Source organism: Streptomyces sp. SS1-1 (assembly GCF_008973465.1).
In the GTDB taxonomy this organism is placed as follows: domain Bacteria; phylum Actinomycetota; class Actinomycetes; order Streptomycetales; family Streptomycetaceae; genus Streptomyces.
In genome coordinates this window covers 886185-902696 of record NZ_WBXN01000004.1, presented here as the reverse complement: position 1 = coordinate 902696, position 16512 = coordinate 886185, and the positions used below count along the sequence as shown (strand labels likewise).

The following is a 16512-nucleotide window of genomic DNA, read 5'->3' as shown; positions in this document are numbered from 1 at the left end:
GGCACCGGCGCACCACCCGGCGGAAGCCCGTCCCGGTACAGGCGGGCTTCCGGCGAACATCACACGTTCGGGGGACAGGTCAGCCGCCCGGACGAACCCTCCGCTACGCCACACTTGCGCCCGAACGCCGTGAACCGGGCGTGACGGCGTGGCGGAGGAGGTTGACGATGGCCATTTCCATCTCGGTGGTACTGCTGCTGTTCATTCTGGCGGTGATCTTCGTCCGCAACGGCGGACTGAAGATCACCCACGCGCTGGTCTGCCTGCTGCTCGGCTTCTACCTGGCCAGCACCAGCATGGCGCCGACCATCCACAGCGGACTGACCGCCACGGCGGACATCGTCAGCGGTCTGAGGCCGTGAGGCTCAGGCCGTCGAGAACACCCCGATGCCGTTGGCGACCGGCCGCTCCTCCCCGTCCGACGGGTGGTTGCGCACGGAGACGGCCGGCGCGCCCGGCGCACGGGCGACCAGGGTCGAGGAACCGCCGCCGTCCAGGCTGAAGGCGCGCACCGCCCCCAACTCCCGCATGACCGCCGCCACTTCCGCGATGGTCAGCCCGGTGCGGTACGCGGGCGCGCCGTCCAGCGCGAGCAGCGTCACGCGTCGGCCGCCGTCCGCGACACCGACGGCGGTCCGCACCGCCGACGTCCGGTCGTCCAGGCCGGGCAACGGCCGTCCGCCCGCCAGCACCGGATAGCCGCCGAGCGCGAAGCGGTACGGAACCCGGGACGCCGCCGCCACCAGCCGGTGCCGTACCGTCACCCGCTCGCCCACGAAGAACTTCCGCAGCCGCCGCGCCCCCTCCTCCCGGCCCACGAGAACCGTGGTGCCCGCGGCCACCGGGCCCTCCCCGGGGGTGTCCGAGGCCGCCACGACCCGGCCGCGACGGACCGTCACCTCGTAGGTGTCCGTGCTGCACGGGGCCGCCCGGTCGGTGTCCGTGCCGCAGGTGGCCCGCACCCGGGACGCGCTGCCCCAGGCCGTCGTGAACGCCCCGATCGAGCCGACCGGCAGCGCGTACTGGTTCAGTCCACGTAACGGCAGCACACCCTCCGGAGTGCGCACGGAGCCGGTCAGGCGCAGGCGGTCCAGCCGGGCCCGCCGGTCGGCGCCCACCCCGAACACGTCCGCGGTGCTCGTGCCGGGCGGCAGCGCCGGGCCGAAGCGCTGGCCGTCCGGCACCGCGCCCTTCAGCATCCGGCCCCGCGCGATCGCCGGGCCCACGCTCGCCCCGGTCGGCCGGACGCCGGGGTGCTGGGTCTCGCTGATGTTGAAGAAGTCGCCGTTCACCCCGGCGACGGCTCCCAGCGCGGCCGCCTGCCGGGAGACCGGCGCCCGCGCGGCCACCGCACCGGGGTGCAGCAGGCCCAGCCGGACCCGCCGCTCCCGCAGGTCGACGGTGAGGACGTGCGCGTGCGCGGTGCCTCTCGCCGCCGCGATGTCGAACTCGTCGTAGACCACACCCGGCGCGATGCGCGTGCCGCGCTGCACGGCGCCGGCCGGTGCCGCACCCGTCAGGGCCGCACCGGCCAGCGCGCCGAACGCCGTGAGCAGCGTGAGCGCCGCCCGGGCCGTGCCGAATCTCCTCCGGTACAGCGTCACGATCCCCCCTGAGGTCACGTCAAAGGTGGCAGCACTCGGGGGAAGTGCACCAGACGGCGACGGCTCGCGACGTCACTGAGCGCCGACGACGCGGGAACGGATCAGGAAACGCACTCCCTCGGGTGCCTCCAGGGAGAATCCGCTGCCCCGCCCCTCGACCACGTCGACGATCAGACGGGTGTGCCGCCACGCCTCGTACTGGGCGCGTGACATCCAGAACGTCACCGGCTCCGCCACCCCCTCGACCTCCAGCTCGGCGAGCAGCACGTCGGAGCCGCCGGTGCGGAACTCGCCCTCCGGGTAGCACATGGGCGCGCTGCCGTCGCAGCAGCCGCCGGACTGGTGGAACATCAGCGGCCCGTGGGCCGCGTGCAGCCGCCGGAGCAGGTCGGCGGCCGCGGGGGTGAGCTCGACGCGCGGGGTCTCCTCATACATGCGGCCCAGCGCACCACACGCAAGGTTGCGAGGGGGTTGCGGCGCGTTCCGCCGGGCTCAGCGGTCGCGGCGCTCACGGCGGGAGCGGGCGAGGACCGGGATGGCGGGCAGCAGGGAGATCACGACGACGCCGGCGACCAGGGGGAGCAGATAGGACTCGATGTCGGGGACGGAGTGCCCGAGCGCGTAGCCGGCGAGGACGAGGCTCTGGGACCACAGCAGCCCGCCGACGATCTGCCAGAGCGTGAAGGTCCGCGCGGGCACCCCCAGCGCCCCGGCCGCCGGGTGCAGGACCGTGCGGACCAGCGGCACGAAGCGGCCGATCACCAGCGCCTTGCCGTACCCGTAGCGGGCGAGCAGGGTCTCCGCGCGGGCCGCCGCCTCGCGCACGCGCGGTCTGGAGGTGCGCGCGAGCAGCGCCCGGCCGCCGTGCCGCCCGATCAGATAGCCGACCTGGCCGCCGAGCAGGGCCCCGGCGGCCGCGCACAGCAGCACCTGCCACAGCACCAGCCCCTGGCCGGCACCGGCGGCGCACAGCACCCCGGCCGGCAGGAGCAGCGTGTCGCCGGGCAGGAAGAAGCCGAACACGAGCAGACCGGACTCGGCGAAGATCACCACCAGGACGCCGAGGGCGCCGAAGGTGGCCAGGACCGCGTCACCGTCGGTGGGGTTCACGGCCAGCACCGCCCTCACCTCCCGCCTGTCCGGCGCCGCGTTCGCGGGGTCACGCGCGGCCGTGGGCTTCCTGCGAGCGGCGGGACAGCGCGTCGATGACCACCGCCGCGAACAGCACTCCTCCGGTGATCATGAACTGGATGGCCGCGGGGGTGTCCGTGATGGCCATGCCGGAGGCGATCGACTGGATGACGAGCATGCCGAGCACCGCCGACCAGGTCGAACCCCGCCCGCCGAACAGGCTGGTCCCGCCGATCACGGCCGCCGCGATCGCGTTGAGCAGCAGGACGCCCGAGCCGGAGCTCTGGCTGACCGAGGTGATCCGCGAGGCCAGGAACAGCCCGCCGATCGCGGCCATGGTCCCGGACACGGCGAGCACCGCCGTCTGCACCCGGGTCACGTTGAGACTGGCCCGGCGGGCGGCCTCCACCCCGCCGCCGAGGGCGTACACCTGCCGTCCGTAGTGGGTGCGCCGCAGCACGATGTCGAGCCCGGCCACCACCACTAGGAAGATCAGCAGCGCGAGCGGCAGCCCCTGGAACCGGTTGAGCAGGTACGCGGCCGCGAACGCGATGACCGCGAGTCCGCCGGCCCGCGCGACGATCGCCTGGAGCGACCGGTGCGGCATCCCGGCGGCCAACCGGCGCCGCCGGTCCAGACAGGACGCCAGCAGGACGAGTCCCACCGCCAGCGCCGCCACCGCGTAGCCGACGGCGTCCTGGGTGAAGTAGTAGCCGGTCAGTTCGGCCACCAGCCCGTTGTCGTCCAGGTTGATGGTGCCGCTGGTGCCCAGGACGTAGAGCATGAGGCCGTTCCAGGTGAGCAGCCCGGCGAGCGTGACGACGAACGCCGGCACCCGGGTTCTCGCGAAGGAGTAGCCCTGGACGGCGCCCGCGACGGTGCCGGCGAGCACGGCGATGACCAGGGACAGCCACTCGGGCACCCCGTTCTGCACGTTGAGGACGGCGAAGACGGCCGCCGCGAGCCCGCTGATCGCCCCGACGGACAGATCGAGTTCGCCGAGCAGCAGGACGAAGACGATGCCGACGGCGATCAGGCCGGTGCCCACGATGTCCACGCTCAGGTTGGACAGGTTCCGGGGGGAGAGGAAGTTGTCGTTGAGGGACTGGAAGGTGATCCAGACGACGGCCAGGACGACCACCACGGGCAGCGAGCCCACCTCACCGGCCCGCAGCCGGCGGCGGGCGACGGCCACCCAGCGTCGCAGCGCGCCGGCCACGGCCTGGCCGCGGGGGCCGCGGCCGTCCCCGGCCGGGGGTGACGCGGTCCCGGTGCCCCGGTCGTCCGCCATGGTGCGGGTCCCTTTCACCACGCCGCCTCCTGGTGCGCCGGCCGGCGGGGCGTGTTCTCCGTCGCGCCGGTGATGGACGAGATGATCTGTTCCTGCGAGGCGGTGTTCACGTCGAAGAAGCCGTTGTTGCGGCCCAGCCGCAGCACGACGGCCCGGTCCGCGAGGGCTTTGACGTCGCCCATGTTGTGGCTGATGAGCAGCACGCCCATGCCCCGGTCGCGCAGCTCGTCCACGAGGTCCATGACCTCGGTGCTCTGCTGGAACCCGAGCGACGCGGTGGGTTCGTCCAGCAGGATCAGCCGCGGCTCGCCGAGGAGCGAGCGGGCGATGGCGACCGTCTGCCGCTGGCCGCTGGACAGCGAGACGACGGGGGCCCGCAGGTCGGGCAGGCCCCGGGTCAGGCGTTCCAGCAGGTGGAGGGTGCGGCGTTCCATCTCCATCTCGTCGAGGAAGCCGTACCGGCGGATCTCGCGGCCGAGGAACACGTTGCCGACGACGTCGAGGTTCCCGCACAGGGCGAGGTCCTGGTAGACGGTCGCGATGCCGAGTTCGCGGGCGTCGGCGGGGCGGCGGACCTGGACCGGGCGGCCCTCCCACTCGATGACGCCCCGGTCGGCGGGGGACACCCCGGAGATCACCTTGACCAGCGTGGACTTGCCGGCGCCGTTGTCACCGAGGAGCGCGACGACCTGGCCGGCCCGGATCTCCAGGTCGATGTCGGTCAGGACCTCCACGGCGCCGTAGCGTTTGCTCACGCCGCGCAGGGCCAGCAGTGGGGGAGAGGACACGGAGACGATCTCCTTCCCGTGCGTCCGGCCGGGCCGGACCGGTGGTCAGGTCAGTCCGGCCGTACGGCACGCGGCGGCGAGGTCGGGGACGCAGATCTGGCGGACCGTGTAGACGCCGTCCTTCACCACGGTGTCCTTGATGTTGTTCACGGTCACGGACACGGGGGCGAGCGTCACCGTCGGCACCTCGTGCCCGTCGCCGGTCGTCACCTCGTCCTCGGCGACCCGGTCCAGGTTCTCCCCGCGGGCCGCCGCCACGGCCATCTCGGCGCCCGCGGTCGCCTCCGGGAGGAACGGCTTGTAGACGGTCATGTACTGGGTGCCCCGGACGATGCGGCGGATGGCGCCGAGTTCCGCGTCCTGACCGGTGACCGGGGGCAGCGGACGGACCTGGTTCGCCCGCAGCGCGGAGATGCTGCCGGCGGCGAGTCCGTCGTTGGCGGCGTACACCCCGTCGATGTCGTCGCCGCCGAGGGCGGCGATGGCGGCGGACATGTTCTGGTTGGCCGCCTCGGGCCGCCACTGGAGGGTGTCGTAGCTCTTGCCGATCTTCACCTTGCCCCGCAGCACGGACAGGGCGCCGCGTTTGAACAGGACCGCGTTGGGGTCGGTGAGGTCGCCGTTCATCATGACGATCTGAGCACCCGGCACCTCGTCGCCCATCGCCTTGAGCAGGGCCGTGCCCTGGAGCCGGCCGACCTCCTCGCCGTCGAAGGAGACGTGCCCGGCGATCGGCCCGTCGGTGAGCCGGTCGTAGGCGATGACCGGGATGCCGGCCTCCTGCGCCTTGCGGACCGCGGAGGCCATCGCGCGGGAGTCCACCGCCACCAGCAGCAGGGCGTCGGCCCCGTTGGCGATCATCGAGTCCATCTGCTGCTGCTGCGCGGCCACGTCCGCCTTGGCGTTGGCGGCCATCACCGTGCAGTCGCCGCAGCGCTTCTCGATCTCCTTCTCCAGCAGCGGCCGGTCCTCGGTCTCCCAGCGGGTCGTGGTGTTGTCCGGCAGCAGGATCCCGATCCTCGGTCCGTTCCCGTCGCCGGAGCCGCCTCCGTTGTCCGACCCGCAGGCTCCCAGGGCGACGGCCGTGGTGGCCGCGACCAGGGCGACGGCGGTGTCCCGTATGCGAGTTCTCATACGGAAGACCTCCCGAGCGTGCCGGGGCGGCACCGCCGGGCCGGCGGTGCCGTGGCGCGTCGGCGGAACCGGTGACGGCCGGTGCGGGGCGGCGGGCGCGCCCACCCGCCGGCCGGCTCAGGCACCATGCGCCCGGCCGGGTGGAAGGCGGGCCGACCGTGCGGCCACGCGCCGGCGCCCGGCTCCCGGCCGGTGCGTGCTCCGTGGCGGCGGCATGACGACCACCTGGTCAGTCTGACACCGGCCCGGTCGATCGGCGAACGCAGTGACAGCCCTCCCACCAGCGGACGAAGAGGCCCCTACGGCAGATATGTCCGGATCATCCGGATATGCGATTCTGGTGTCCCGGGTTCCCGTGCGCCTTCCGCGTGAGGGTGCCCCCGATCTCCCCCAGCACCTCCGGCAGGGACGGGAGGAAGGTTGCGGACATGCCTCATGACGGCCGTGCCCGGACCGGAGTTCCGGAGCCGGACGCACCGGAGGCCGGCATCACGGGCACCGGTGCGGCGCTCACGGCGGGACAGGCCGCCTCGGGCGGCCGGGCGCTGACCTTCGCGGGGACGGCGCTCGCCGCCGTCTACGCGGCCGACCCGGACGAACCCGAACTGCGGCTGCTCGACTCGGCGGGGCTGGACTCCCCGGAGCACCGGCTGCCGCCCACCCTGTCCGCGACCGGCGGCTCGGCCGCCGCCCACGCCTTCCGCACCGGCCGCCCCCTCTGGCTGAACGCCGCCGCCCTGGCCTCCTATCCCGAGGGGGCACCCGCACCGCCCCCGGACAAGAGCGTCTCCCTCGGCGCGCTGCCCCTGCGCGGCACCGACGGGGGACTCGGCTGCCTCGTCGTCGTCGGCACCTCGGCGGACGGCTTCGACGCCGGACAGCAGCGCTTCCTCGAGTGCTACGCCGACAACGTCGGCCGTCTGCTCGGCGCCGAACGGGCCGGCACCGCACCCCCGCACCTGCTCGCCCGCGCCCTGCACGCCATGCGCGCCGGCTCCTTCGTCCTCGTCCCCGAGACCGGCCTGATCGACGCCGACGAGACCCTGCTCGAACTGGTCGGCACCACCCCGGAGGCCTTCGACGGCAAGGTGGACTCCCTGCTCGGGCACGCCGTCCCGGAGGACATGCCCGCGCTGATGGCCGTCCTCGAACCGACCTCGCAGGCCCCCGTCCGCCGGGAACTGGAGTTCCGGGTCCGCCGTCCCTCCGGCGAGCTGCGCTGGCTGAGCCTGAGCTGCCGGGTGCGGCCCGCCTCCGGCGACCGGCCCGAGGAGGTGCTGGGCGTGGTCACGGCCACCTCCGTGGAGCACGGCACCACCGACGACGTGTCCCGCATCCAGTGGCTGACCGCCGCCCTCGACGACGCCGTGAGCGTCCAGGACGTCGGCCGGGTCGCCGTGACCGCGCTGCGGGAGCCGCTGGGCGCCGACCGGGTGGCGCTGGCCGACATCCGGGACGACCGGCTCGTCGTCACCCTGCTCGACCCGCCCGAACCGTCGGCCTGGCCGCAGGCGTGGCGGGCGCAGTGGCGCTCGGAGTGGCCCGACGCCCCGATCAGCGCCGTGCCCACCCTGCAACTCGCCCTGCGGGACGGCCGGATGGACCTCTGGCCCGCCGGAACCCCCCTGGAACCCGCGCTCGCGGGCATCGGCTCCGGCGGTCTCGCCGTGCTGCCCCTGCCCGCCAAGGGCAGCGTCGCCGGGGTGTGCCTGGTCGGCTGGGACCGGCCGCACGAGTTCACCCCCGAGGAGAGGTCCCTGCTCACGGCCACCGCCGCGCTCGTCGGACAGGCCCTGAAACGGGCGCACGCGCACGACGCCGAGCAGGAGCTGGCGACCATGCTCCAGCGCAGCCTGCTGCCCCGGCGCCTGCCCGAGCTGCCCGGCGGCGCGGCCGTCGCCCGCTATCTGCCCGCCCGGCGCGGCCTGCAGGTCGGCGGCGACTGGTACGACGTCATCGCGCTGTCCGACGACCGGGTCGCCCTCGTCATCGGCGATGTGCAGGGGCACAGCGCGGGAGCCGCCACGATCATGGGCCAGATGCGGACGGCGGTGCGGGCCTACGCCGTCGAGGGACACCCGCCCGACGTCGTCATGGCCCACGCCAACCGCCTGCTCACCGGTATGGAGACCGACCTCTTCGCCACCTGCTGCTATGTCGAACTGGACATGGAGGAGGGCAACTTCCTCTTCGTACGGGCCGGGCATCTGGCGCCCCTGCTGCGCCACCCGGACGGCACCACCGAGGAGGTGCTGGTCGAGGGCGGGCCCCCGCTCGGCGTCCTCGCGGACGCCGAGTTCCCGATGACGGCGGTCGCGCTGGGCACCGGCACCGTGCTCGCGCTGGTCACCGACGGCCTCGTGGAGGCCGCCGACCTCCCGCTCGACGTCGGCATGGAACGCACGCGCGCCGCGCTCGCCGCCGCCGACCCGGCCGACCTGCCCCGCGCCGCCGACCAGCTGCTCGGCGACGGCGGCCCGCGCGAGGACGACGTGGCCCTGCTCCTCCTGCGCTACGACGGCATGCGGACCAAGCCGATCCGGGCCGGCTGGGTGGTGTGGCGGCTGCCCGACGCCGTGATGCACGCCCGCCGGTTCACCGCCCGCACCCTGCGCCGCTGGCACGTCGAGGACGCGGCCGACGCCGTGCTGCTCGTCGTCTCCGAACTGGTCACCAACGCCCTCGTGCACACCCAGGGCTCGGTCCGCCTCGATCTGGTCCTGCGCGGCGACCGGGTGCGCGTCTGCGTCAGCGACTCCTCGCCGCGCGCCCCCGCCAAGCCGGTCATCGTGGACTGGGAGTCGACCGGCGGCCGGGGACTGCTCCTGGTCGAGGCGGTGTCCGAGGCCACCGGATCGTTCCCGGTGGCCGGCGGCAAGCAGGTCTGGAGCGAGGTCATCGTGCCGAGCCGTGCCGCCGCCGGCCGCGCGCCCTGAACGCGACGAGGGGAGCTGGGATGCGCACCCGTACGCTGCACGCCGCCGCGGCGCTCGTCGCGGGACTGCTCACGGTGTCCCTGACCGGATGCGGCTCGGACGACAGGACCGGTGGACAGAGCTTCACCGTCGGCCTGTTGCTCCCGAACCGGGTGACCCCCCGCTGGGAGCACGCGGACAAGCCGCTGATCGAGAAGCACGTCACCCGGCGGTGCGCGGGCTGCCGGGTGGTGTACGCCAACGCCGAGGCCGACGCCTCCCGCCAGCGGGACCAGGTCACCTCCATGATCACCAAGGGGGTGAAGGTGCTGATCCTCGATCCGGCCGACAGCAAGGCGCTGCGCTCCTCGATCCAGGAGGCGCGCCGCGCCGGTGTCCCCGTCGTCGCCTACGACCGCCTCGCCGAGGGGCCCGTCTCCGGGTTCGTCAGCTTCGACGGAGCGCAGGTCGGCCGGCTCCAGGGCGAGGCGCTGCTCACGGCGATGAGGGCCCGCGGGAAGGGCCGGACCGTCGTCATGATGAACGGCGACCCGAGCAGCGCCAACGCGGGATGGTTCCGGCGCGGCGCACTGTCGGTCCTGGCCGGCGAGGCGACCATCGCCCGCTCCTACGACACCGCCGGCTGGAGCCCGGAGAGCGCCCACGCCAACATGTCCGCCGCGATCACCGCCCTCGGGGCGGACCGCATCAGCGGCGTCCTGGCCGCGAACGACGCCATCGCCGCCGGGGTGGTCTCCGCGTTCAGGAAGGCCGGGGTCGACAAGCCGCCGCCGGTCACCGGGCAGGACGCCGATCTGGAGGCCGTACGCCGCGTCGTCGCCGGCCGGCAGGCCATGACGGTGTACAAGCCGTTCGAGAAGGAGGCCGCCGCGGCCGCCGCCATGGCCGTGGCCCTCGGCCGGGGCGAGTCCCTCGACGACGTGGCGACCACCACCGTCGACAGCGCCACCCGCCGGGACATCCCGGCCATTCTGCTGACCCCGGTCGCGGTGACCGCCGGGGACGTGGAGCGGACCCTGGTGCGTCCGGGCGTCCACACCGCCGCGCAGATCTGCGTCCCGGAGCTGCGCGCCGCCTGCGCCCGCCTGGGGATCACCCGCTGAGCTGGTCGGCCGGCCGCACCGGGGGGAGCATGGAGAGAACCGTCGAGGGAGGTCGGCCATGAAGAGCGGATCCTCGTACTACGACCGCTGGCTGTACTCGCACACCCCGTCCCAGGCCGAGGGGGAACGCGACGAGCCGGCGGAACGCACGGCGGCGGAGCAGCACCCCGACGTCCCGAGGACGGAGCCGTCCCAGGCGGAGGGCGAACGCGACGACGCCAGGGGTCCCCAGTCATTCAGGTGAATGAACATCGCCCGCGTGGGTGTACAGCTCGGCGCGGCTCATGCAAGGCTCGGTCAACTCCGTTCCCCCACCGAGCAGTTGGAGGAGTCCGCATGAGTGTTTCCCGGCGCACTGTGCTGGCCACGGCGGCCGGAGCCGCGACCGCGGGTGCCTTACCGGCGCCCGCCGCGGCCGCGGAGGCGACGGCCCCCGCCCCCGACCTGCGCACACTGCGCACGGCCGCCGACTACGCGGTCGGCAAGCTCGCCGCCGTCTCGCCCGGGGTGACCGCCTTCCCGGTCGGCACCAGATTCGAGAAGTGGGTGTACTCGCAGGACGGCGACTGGGTCGGCGGCTTCTGGCCGGGCACGCTCTGGATGGCCTGGCTGTACAGCGGCGACGACGCGTTCCGCACCCGGGCCCTCGCCTCGGCCCGGAAGCTGGCACCGCGCCAGGACGACACCGGCACCCACGACCTCGGCTTCCTCTTCACGCCCTCCTGGGTCACCGCCTACCGGCTGACCGGCGACGACACCTGGCGGGCCGGCGCGCTGCGGGCGGCGGACTCCCTCATCCGCCGGTACAACCCGCGCGGGCGCTTCATCCGGGCCTGGGGCGGGCTCGACGACCCGAACAACGCGGGCCGCGTCATCATCGACACGATGATGAACCTCGACCTGCTGGCCTTCGCGACCCGGCAGACCGGCGACGGCCGCTACCTGGACATCGCCGTCGAGCACGCGCGGACCGCGCGGCGCGTCTTCCCCCGCCCGGACGGCTCGACCCCGCACGTGTACGACTTCGACCCGGCCGACGGCCGCCCCCTCGGCCCGAACACCGTGCAGGGATACAGCCCCACGTCCTGCTGGTCGCGCGGGCAGGCCTGGGGGATCTACGGGTTCACCACCATGTACCGCAGGACCGGTGACGCCGGCTTCCTCGCCACCGCGCGTGCCCTCGCCGACTACGCCGTCGGCGCCCTCACCCCGGACCATGTGCCGGTGTGGGACTTCCGCGCCCCGCAGCAGCCCCACGACGTCAAGGACGCCTCCGCCGGCGCGATCATGGCCTGCGGACTGCTCGACCTGGCCGCCGCCAGTGGACGGCAGCGGTACCGCGAGGTGGCGGTGCGGATGCTCACCGCGCTGGCGCGGACGTGCCTGACGACGCAGTCGGACCGGGCGGACGCGGTGGTGGCCCGCTGCACCCGCAACCGCCCGGCCGAGGACGGCGTCGAGATCTCCCTCCCGTACGCCGACTACTACCTGCTGGAGGGCATCCTGCGGGTCCTGCGACCCGCCGACGTCGACCGGGCGATCGACCTCTCCACGGTCTGACCCGCCGGGCCGCCGGTCAGCCCGCGATCGAGTCCAGCTGTTCCGCCGCCGGGCGCAGGGCCCACAGGTCGCCGCCCGGCGGCTCCTCGAGCAGGGGGACGGCCCTTCGGGCCAGGCGGTCCCCGGCGTCGGCCGCCGCGTGCACGACGTCCGTCGCCGCGAAGCGGTGGAACTCCAGCTCCGGATGCGGCCAGGGCGCGGCGCCGGTCGCGGCGGGCAGCAGATAGTCCACCGCCTTGAACAGGCTCTGTCCCTGGGGTCCTTCATAGGCCCACAGATCCACCCCGACATGGCGGCCGATCGCCGCCAGCCGGGTGTAGGCGACCAGATCGAACGTCGAGTAGTGCCAGCTCCGGGTGCGGGCCAGCTCCTGGGGCTGCCCGCCGTCCGGCGCGATCTGCGGCGCGATACGGCGGGCGCGCGCGTCCAGCACGGTCCGGCGGGCGAGTTCCCGGTCGCCGGTCGCGAGCGCCAGGCCCGCCACCTGCATGTCGTGGAAGGTGCCGTGGTTGTTGGTGGCCGCGGCCTCCTGCCGGCCGAAGTCGCTGTCCCGCAGCCACCGCAGGAAGTCGGTGTTCCACGTCCTCATGGCCGCGCGGTCACTCGCCGTCCAGCCGGGCGCACCGGTCTCCAGCAGCGCGACCGCGTCGAGGACGGCGGTGTAGGACTGCGAGAAGTCGATGATCCCGATCGCACGGCCGTCGTACCGGCACGGGATGAACTGCGCGTGGTCGAGGTTCGGGTTCATCCGGGTGGCCGGGTCGAGGAACCAGGTGCGCAGCACCCGCGCGGCCTTCTCCGCGTACTTCCGCTCCCCGGTGTAGTACCAGGCCAGGGAGAGGTCGTAGGACGAGTCGAACGTCTTCTCCACGTCCTGGCGGTCGGTGCCGGTGTCGACCTCGGGATTGCGCTCGCCGTCACGCTGCTCGTACGGGCAGCCCCACGGGTTGTCGGCGGTCGGGGCGGTGGTGGGCCACCAGTAGGGGGCCTGGCTCAGATAGTCGTGGACGTCGCCGCCGGGCGCGGGCCGGGGCTTGTCGACCACCGTCCACGGGCCCTGGTCCAGCCAGCTGTCGGCCCGGACACGCAACGCCCTCACCGCACGGCGAAGTTGGGGGTCGCCGTGATCGAGGCGGGCCTTGGTCCGCTGCATACGGGAGCCGTCCAGGACGACGGTGTGCGGCACGCGGGGCGTCTGCCGCTCCGGTTCCCGCGCGCTCGCGGCCGGGACGGCGCCCGTGGTGAACGCGGCCAGCGCCACCAGCAGGACACCCAGTCGGGATGTCGCTCTCATCTCCACCCTCCGAATCAGCCAACGGTCATGGTTGTGAACGACGTTCATGAGTGAGTCTGCATGAGCATGGCATGGATGGGGGTGCGAACGGAACGGGTCCTACGGCGGCCGGCTCCGGGAGGGTGGCCTGCGACAGGCGTGCCGGCGGCGCCCGACTCCCGTGTTTGCGCGGGTCGTTCGGGTTCTTCAGGGGGTTCGGGGTCCTGGTGCCCAGCGAGCACCGCAGCGCCGCGTTCCACGCCTGGGTGACGGGCCGTCTGTCCGACGGCTGAGGGCCGGTCAGCCCAGGAAACCCATCCGGTGGCTGATCTCCTCGGCGCCCTTGAGCAGCACGGGGGACATCGCGTGCATGCGCTCCTCGGTGAGCCGGTAGGCGGGACCGGACGCGCTGAGCGCGGCGATGACGTCGCCGTCCCGGTCGCGCACCGGCGCGGCCATCGCGTGCAGCCCGATCTCCAACTCCTCCCGGGTGAGCGAGTATCCGCGCTCCCGCACCCCGGCCAGGTCCCTCTCCAGCCTCGTCCGGGCCGTGATGGTGTGCGGGGTGACCTTCTCCAGTCCGGCCCGCGTCAGCAGCTCCGCGCGCTCCCCGGCGGGCAGATGCGCGAGCAGCACCTTGCCGCTCGACGTGGCGTGCAACGGCGTCGGCTGGCCCACCCAGTTGTGCGCGGTGATCGCACCCGGACCGCGCACCTGGTAGAGGTTGATCGCGTAATGCTCCCGCAGCACCGCGATGTTGACCGTCTCACCCAGTTCCTCCGCGAGCCGCTCGCAGATGGGACGCCCCTGCTGGGTGATGTCGATACGGCCCGTGACGGCACCCGCCAGCCGGACGATGCCGAAGCCGAGCCGGTACTTGCCCCGCTCGCCGGCCTGCTCGACCAGACCGCGCGCCTCCAGCGCCCCGAGGAGACGGAAGGCGGTGGACTTGTGGACGTCGATCTCGGCGGCGACCTCGCTCACCCCGGCCTCGCCACGCTGCGCGAGGATCTCCATGACGCTGATGGCGCGGTCCACCGACTGCACACCGCCGGCCTGCGACGTCCTCGTCTCCTGGTCAGGGCTGTAGTTGCTCACGGTGAGACCATACGCGCGGTAGACAACACCGTTGCCGGGAGGAGGCCGTTCCCCCGGCTACCCGAGTTGCGCGGCACGCAACCTGATGTGTCTTGTGCGACCTGTGCGTCTGGTCCGGCATGCCCGGCGTGGCGTCGACGCGGGCCGCGCACCGGCGAACGCCGCGCGCCGGTTCGATGACGAGCGGGCGCTCGGCGAGAGTGGAGGGACCGTGTCCGCCGATCTCCACCCGGGAGAGGAATGACCTCCGAGACCGACTGGCTGCCCGCCCGCACCTTCGCCGGCCCGACCGGTTCCGTCCGCTGGGACCGGCTCGGCCCCGCCGACGGCCCCCCGGTCGTCCTGCTGCACGGCACCCCGTTCTCCTCCTACGTCTGGCGGGGCGTCGCCCGCGCCCTCGCCCGCGACCACCAGGTGTTCGTCTGGGACATGCCCGGCTACGGACACTCCGAGAAGACGGCCGGGCAGGACGTGTCCCTGGCCGCCCAGGCCCGCGTCCTCACCGAACTCCTCGCCCACTGGGGCCTCGACGAACCCCTCGTCGCCGCCCACGACATCGGCGGGGCCGTGGCCCTGCGCGCCCACCTCCTGCACGGCGCCCGCTACCGCGCCCTCGCCCTGGTCGACCCGGTCGCCCTCGCCCCCTGGGGCTCGCCCTTCTTCCGTCTGGTCCGTGAACACGCGGACGTGCTCGCGCAGTTGCCGCCCGCGCTGCACGCCGCGCTCGTCCGGGCGTACATCTCCTCCACCGGGGGTCCCGGGCCGCACCCCGAGGTCCTGGACCGGCTCGTCGAGCCCTGGCTGGACGCGTCCGGGCAGGCGGCCTTCTACCGCCAGATCGCCCAGGCCGACCAGCGTCACACCGACGAGATCCAGGACCGCTACGGCGAGATCGGCATCCCCGTGCTCGTGTGCTGGGGCGAGGAGGACAACTGGATCCCGGTCGCGAAGGGCCGGGAACTCGCCGCGCTCGTGCCCGGCGCGCGGCTCGAGACGTTCGCGGGCGCCGGCCATCTCGTCCAGGAGGACGCCCCCGCGGAACTCGTGGCCGCCCTGCACTCCTTCCTCACCCACATCCCCTGACGCGTCCCGGCGTTCGAGTGAGGGTCCCGGGGGGGGGGAAGGGAAGGGCGTCCGCGAACGCGCCGGGGAGCGGTTGTTCGCGCCCGTCGGCGACCGCCTCGACCCGAAGGGCCCGGCGTCGGGGGCCGTGGGCCTGCTCCTGCACCTGCACCTTTCCGTGCAGCCTCACGCCGTCGCCCGGACCGGGGACCTGACCGCGCTGTGGCTGGGCCCGGACGAGTGGCTGCTGGTGGCCCCCGCCGGGCGGCGAACGGCGGTGGGAGCGCCGTGCCGGGACATCGCCGGGACGAGCCCGTCTCCGTCGCCGACGTCTCCGCCCAGCGGACCACGCTCCTCGTCTCCCGCCCCCGCGCCCGCCATCCGCTCGCCCACCGCTGCGCCCTCGACCTGCACACGCGGGTCTTCGGCTACGGCCGCTGCCCGCACGACGCACGGCCGCGCCCAAGTCGTCCTGGTCGCCCGCGCCCCGCACCGGACCGGCTTCTGGGCGCTGGTCCGGTCGTCGTACGCCGGACATCCGACGGACCGGCTGCTGGACGCGGCGACGGAGTATCTCCACGGCACGACCACCTCAAGCGCTACGCCCTGACGCCCCGCAGGGCCCGCGTCAGCAGCGCGACCAGCTCGTCCGCCACCGGAGGCCGGGTGCCGGGCCGGCTCACCGCCAGGACCTCCCGGCTCAGCGGCGCCGAGCCGGGCGGCAGCACCACGCGCTGCACGCCTTCGTCGCCATGTTCCCCGTCGATCAGCGTGGCCGGGATCCAGCCCACGGCGAGGCCCGCCCGGATCATCGCCAGCATGCTGTGCAGGTCCTCCGTCTCCAACGTCACCTCCGGGGAGATGCCCAGCTCACCGGCCCAGCGGTGCAGCAACCGCCGGTCGGGGCTGTGGGCCAGGCCGGACGTCCACTCCCGGTCCAGGCAGTCCTCCAAGGCGAGGGGGCGGCGGCCGGGCCGCGCGCCGGCGAGGAGGACGAGCGGTTCGTGCCCGAGCGAGGTGAGGGCCAGCTCGGCGGAGGCGGCGGGCGGGTCCTCCGGGAGATACCGGTAGGCGATGAGCAGGTCGAGGTCGCCCGATCGGACCCTGGGCAGCCCCGCGTGCGTCTCCACGATGATCAGCCGCACCCGCACGCCCCGCTCCCGTGGCCGCAGCGCGGACAGCACGCCCGGGAAGAGATGGCTCACCGCGCTCGGGTACGCGCCGACGCGCAGCTCGGTGACCTCCCGGCGGGCGATGCCGTCGGCGGCGTCACGGAACCGGGCGGTCGCCTCGAACAGCTCCCCGGCCGCACGGGCCAGCGACCGGCCGGCGCCCGTGAGGATCAGCCGGCTGCCCGGCCGACGGACCAGCAGTTCGACGTCCAGATCCCGTTCGAGGGCGGCGACGTGCTGCGACACGGCGGACGGCACATAGCCGAGCGCGGCCGCCGCCGCGGCCATGGAGCCGTGCTCGACCACGGCCAGGAACGTGGCCAGCAGCTTCAGATCCGGCTGGTCCTTCATCACGCACCG

Annotated in this window: 16 protein-coding genes; 7 read left to right on the top strand and 9 right to left on the bottom strand. The window is 73.9% G+C overall.

Translation table 11 applies throughout. The features are described 5' to 3' along the window. The first annotated feature begins 167 nt into the window (after positions 1-167). On the top strand, positions 168-362 hold the full coding sequence (locus F8R89_RS05145; RefSeq protein WP_151782841.1) for a hypothetical protein: 195 nt from the start codon (positions 168-170) through the stop codon (positions 360-362). 3 nt (positions 363-365) lie between these two features. On the opposite strand, the gene F8R89_RS05140 is transcribed toward F8R89_RS05145, so the two are convergent. The 6 genes from F8R89_RS05140 to F8R89_RS05115 form a co-directional block, all read right to left on the bottom strand. Then, positions 366-1604, bottom strand: a complete 1239-nt coding sequence (locus F8R89_RS05140; RefSeq protein ID WP_151782840.1) for a phosphodiester glycosidase family protein — start codon at positions 1602-1604, stop codon at positions 366-368. 72 nt (positions 1605-1676) lie between these two features. After that, positions 1677-2039, bottom strand: coding sequence for a DUF779 domain-containing protein (locus F8R89_RS05135; RefSeq protein ID WP_192806050.1), 363 nt, complete (start codon positions 2037-2039; stop codon positions 1677-1679). A gap of 57 nt (positions 2040-2096) precedes the next feature. Further along, positions 2097-2723, bottom strand: a complete 627-nt coding sequence (locus F8R89_RS05130) for a DedA family protein (protein ID WP_151782838.1) — start codon at positions 2721-2723, stop codon at positions 2097-2099. A 40-nt stretch (positions 2724-2763) separates the two neighbouring features. Beyond that, positions 2764-4026 (bottom strand): sugar ABC transporter permease, encoded by a 1263-nt coding sequence (locus F8R89_RS05125; protein WP_151788004.1) that lies wholly within the window; start codon positions 4024-4026, stop codon positions 2764-2766. 14 nt (positions 4027-4040) lie between these two features. Beyond that, entirely contained in the window at positions 4041-4814 is a 774-nt protein-coding gene (locus F8R89_RS05120) for an ATP-binding cassette domain-containing protein (RefSeq protein WP_151782837.1), read from the bottom strand. Between the two features lie 45 nt (positions 4815-4859). After that, complete coding sequence (locus F8R89_RS05115; RefSeq protein WP_151782836.1) at positions 4860-5948, bottom strand: substrate-binding domain-containing protein; 1089 nt, start codon at positions 5946-5948, stop codon at positions 4860-4862. 428 nt (positions 5949-6376) lie between these two features. Between F8R89_RS05115 and F8R89_RS05110 the strand changes: the two genes are divergently transcribed. The 4 genes from F8R89_RS05110 (at position 6377) to F8R89_RS05095 (ending at position 11547) form a co-directional block, all read left to right on the top strand. Next, on the top strand, positions 6377-8884 hold the full coding sequence (locus F8R89_RS05110; RefSeq protein WP_151782835.1) for a SpoIIE family protein phosphatase: 2508 nt from the start codon (positions 6377-6379) through the stop codon (positions 8882-8884). Positions 8885-8904: 20 nt separating this feature from the next. Beyond that, on the top strand, positions 8905-9987 hold the full coding sequence (locus tag F8R89_RS05105) for a sugar ABC transporter substrate-binding protein (protein WP_151782834.1): 1083 nt from the start codon (positions 8905-8907) through the stop codon (positions 9985-9987). Between the two features lie 58 nt (positions 9988-10045). Beyond that, on the top strand, positions 10046-10231 hold the full coding sequence (locus F8R89_RS05100; protein WP_151782833.1) for a hypothetical protein: 186 nt from the start codon (positions 10046-10048) through the stop codon (positions 10229-10231). Between the two features lie 92 nt (positions 10232-10323). Next, on the top strand, positions 10324-11547 hold the full coding sequence (locus F8R89_RS05095) for a glycoside hydrolase family 88 protein (RefSeq protein ID WP_151782832.1): 1224 nt from the start codon (positions 10324-10326) through the stop codon (positions 11545-11547). Positions 11548-11563: 16 nt separating this feature from the next. Here F8R89_RS05095 and F8R89_RS05090 read toward each other — a convergent pair whose 3' ends face one another. Beyond that, positions 11564-12841: an alginate lyase family protein gene (locus F8R89_RS05090; protein WP_151782831.1), complete on the bottom strand. Its 1278-nt coding sequence runs from the start codon at positions 12839-12841 to the stop codon at positions 11564-11566. A 279-nt stretch (positions 12842-13120) separates the two neighbouring features. Beyond that, positions 13121-13867 carry an IclR family transcriptional regulator gene (locus F8R89_RS05080; RefSeq protein ID WP_151788003.1) on the bottom strand — a complete coding sequence of 249 codons (747 nt, stop codon included), beginning with the start codon at positions 13865-13867 and terminating at the stop codon, positions 13121-13123. Positions 13868-14158: 291 nt separating this feature from the next. Here F8R89_RS05080 and F8R89_RS05075 point away from each other — a divergent pair, with 291 nt between their 5' ends. Both F8R89_RS05075 and F8R89_RS05070 read left to right on the top strand, forming a co-directional pair. Then, on the top strand, positions 14159-15001 hold the full coding sequence (locus F8R89_RS05075) for an alpha/beta fold hydrolase (RefSeq protein ID WP_151782829.1): 843 nt from the start codon (positions 14159-14161) through the stop codon (positions 14999-15001). Between the two features lie 73 nt (positions 15002-15074). Further along, entirely contained in the window at positions 15075-15590 is a 516-nt protein-coding gene (locus F8R89_RS05070) for a sarcosine oxidase subunit gamma family protein (RefSeq protein WP_413251240.1), read from the top strand. On the opposite strand, the gene F8R89_RS05065 is transcribed toward F8R89_RS05070, so the two are convergent. Then, complete coding sequence (locus tag F8R89_RS05065; protein ID WP_151782828.1) at positions 15580-16503, bottom strand: LysR family transcriptional regulator; 924 nt, start codon at positions 16501-16503, stop codon at positions 15580-15582. The two genes, F8R89_RS05070 and F8R89_RS05065, sit on opposite strands and share 11 nt — an antisense overlap. Positions 16504-16512: the final 9 nt, after the last annotated feature.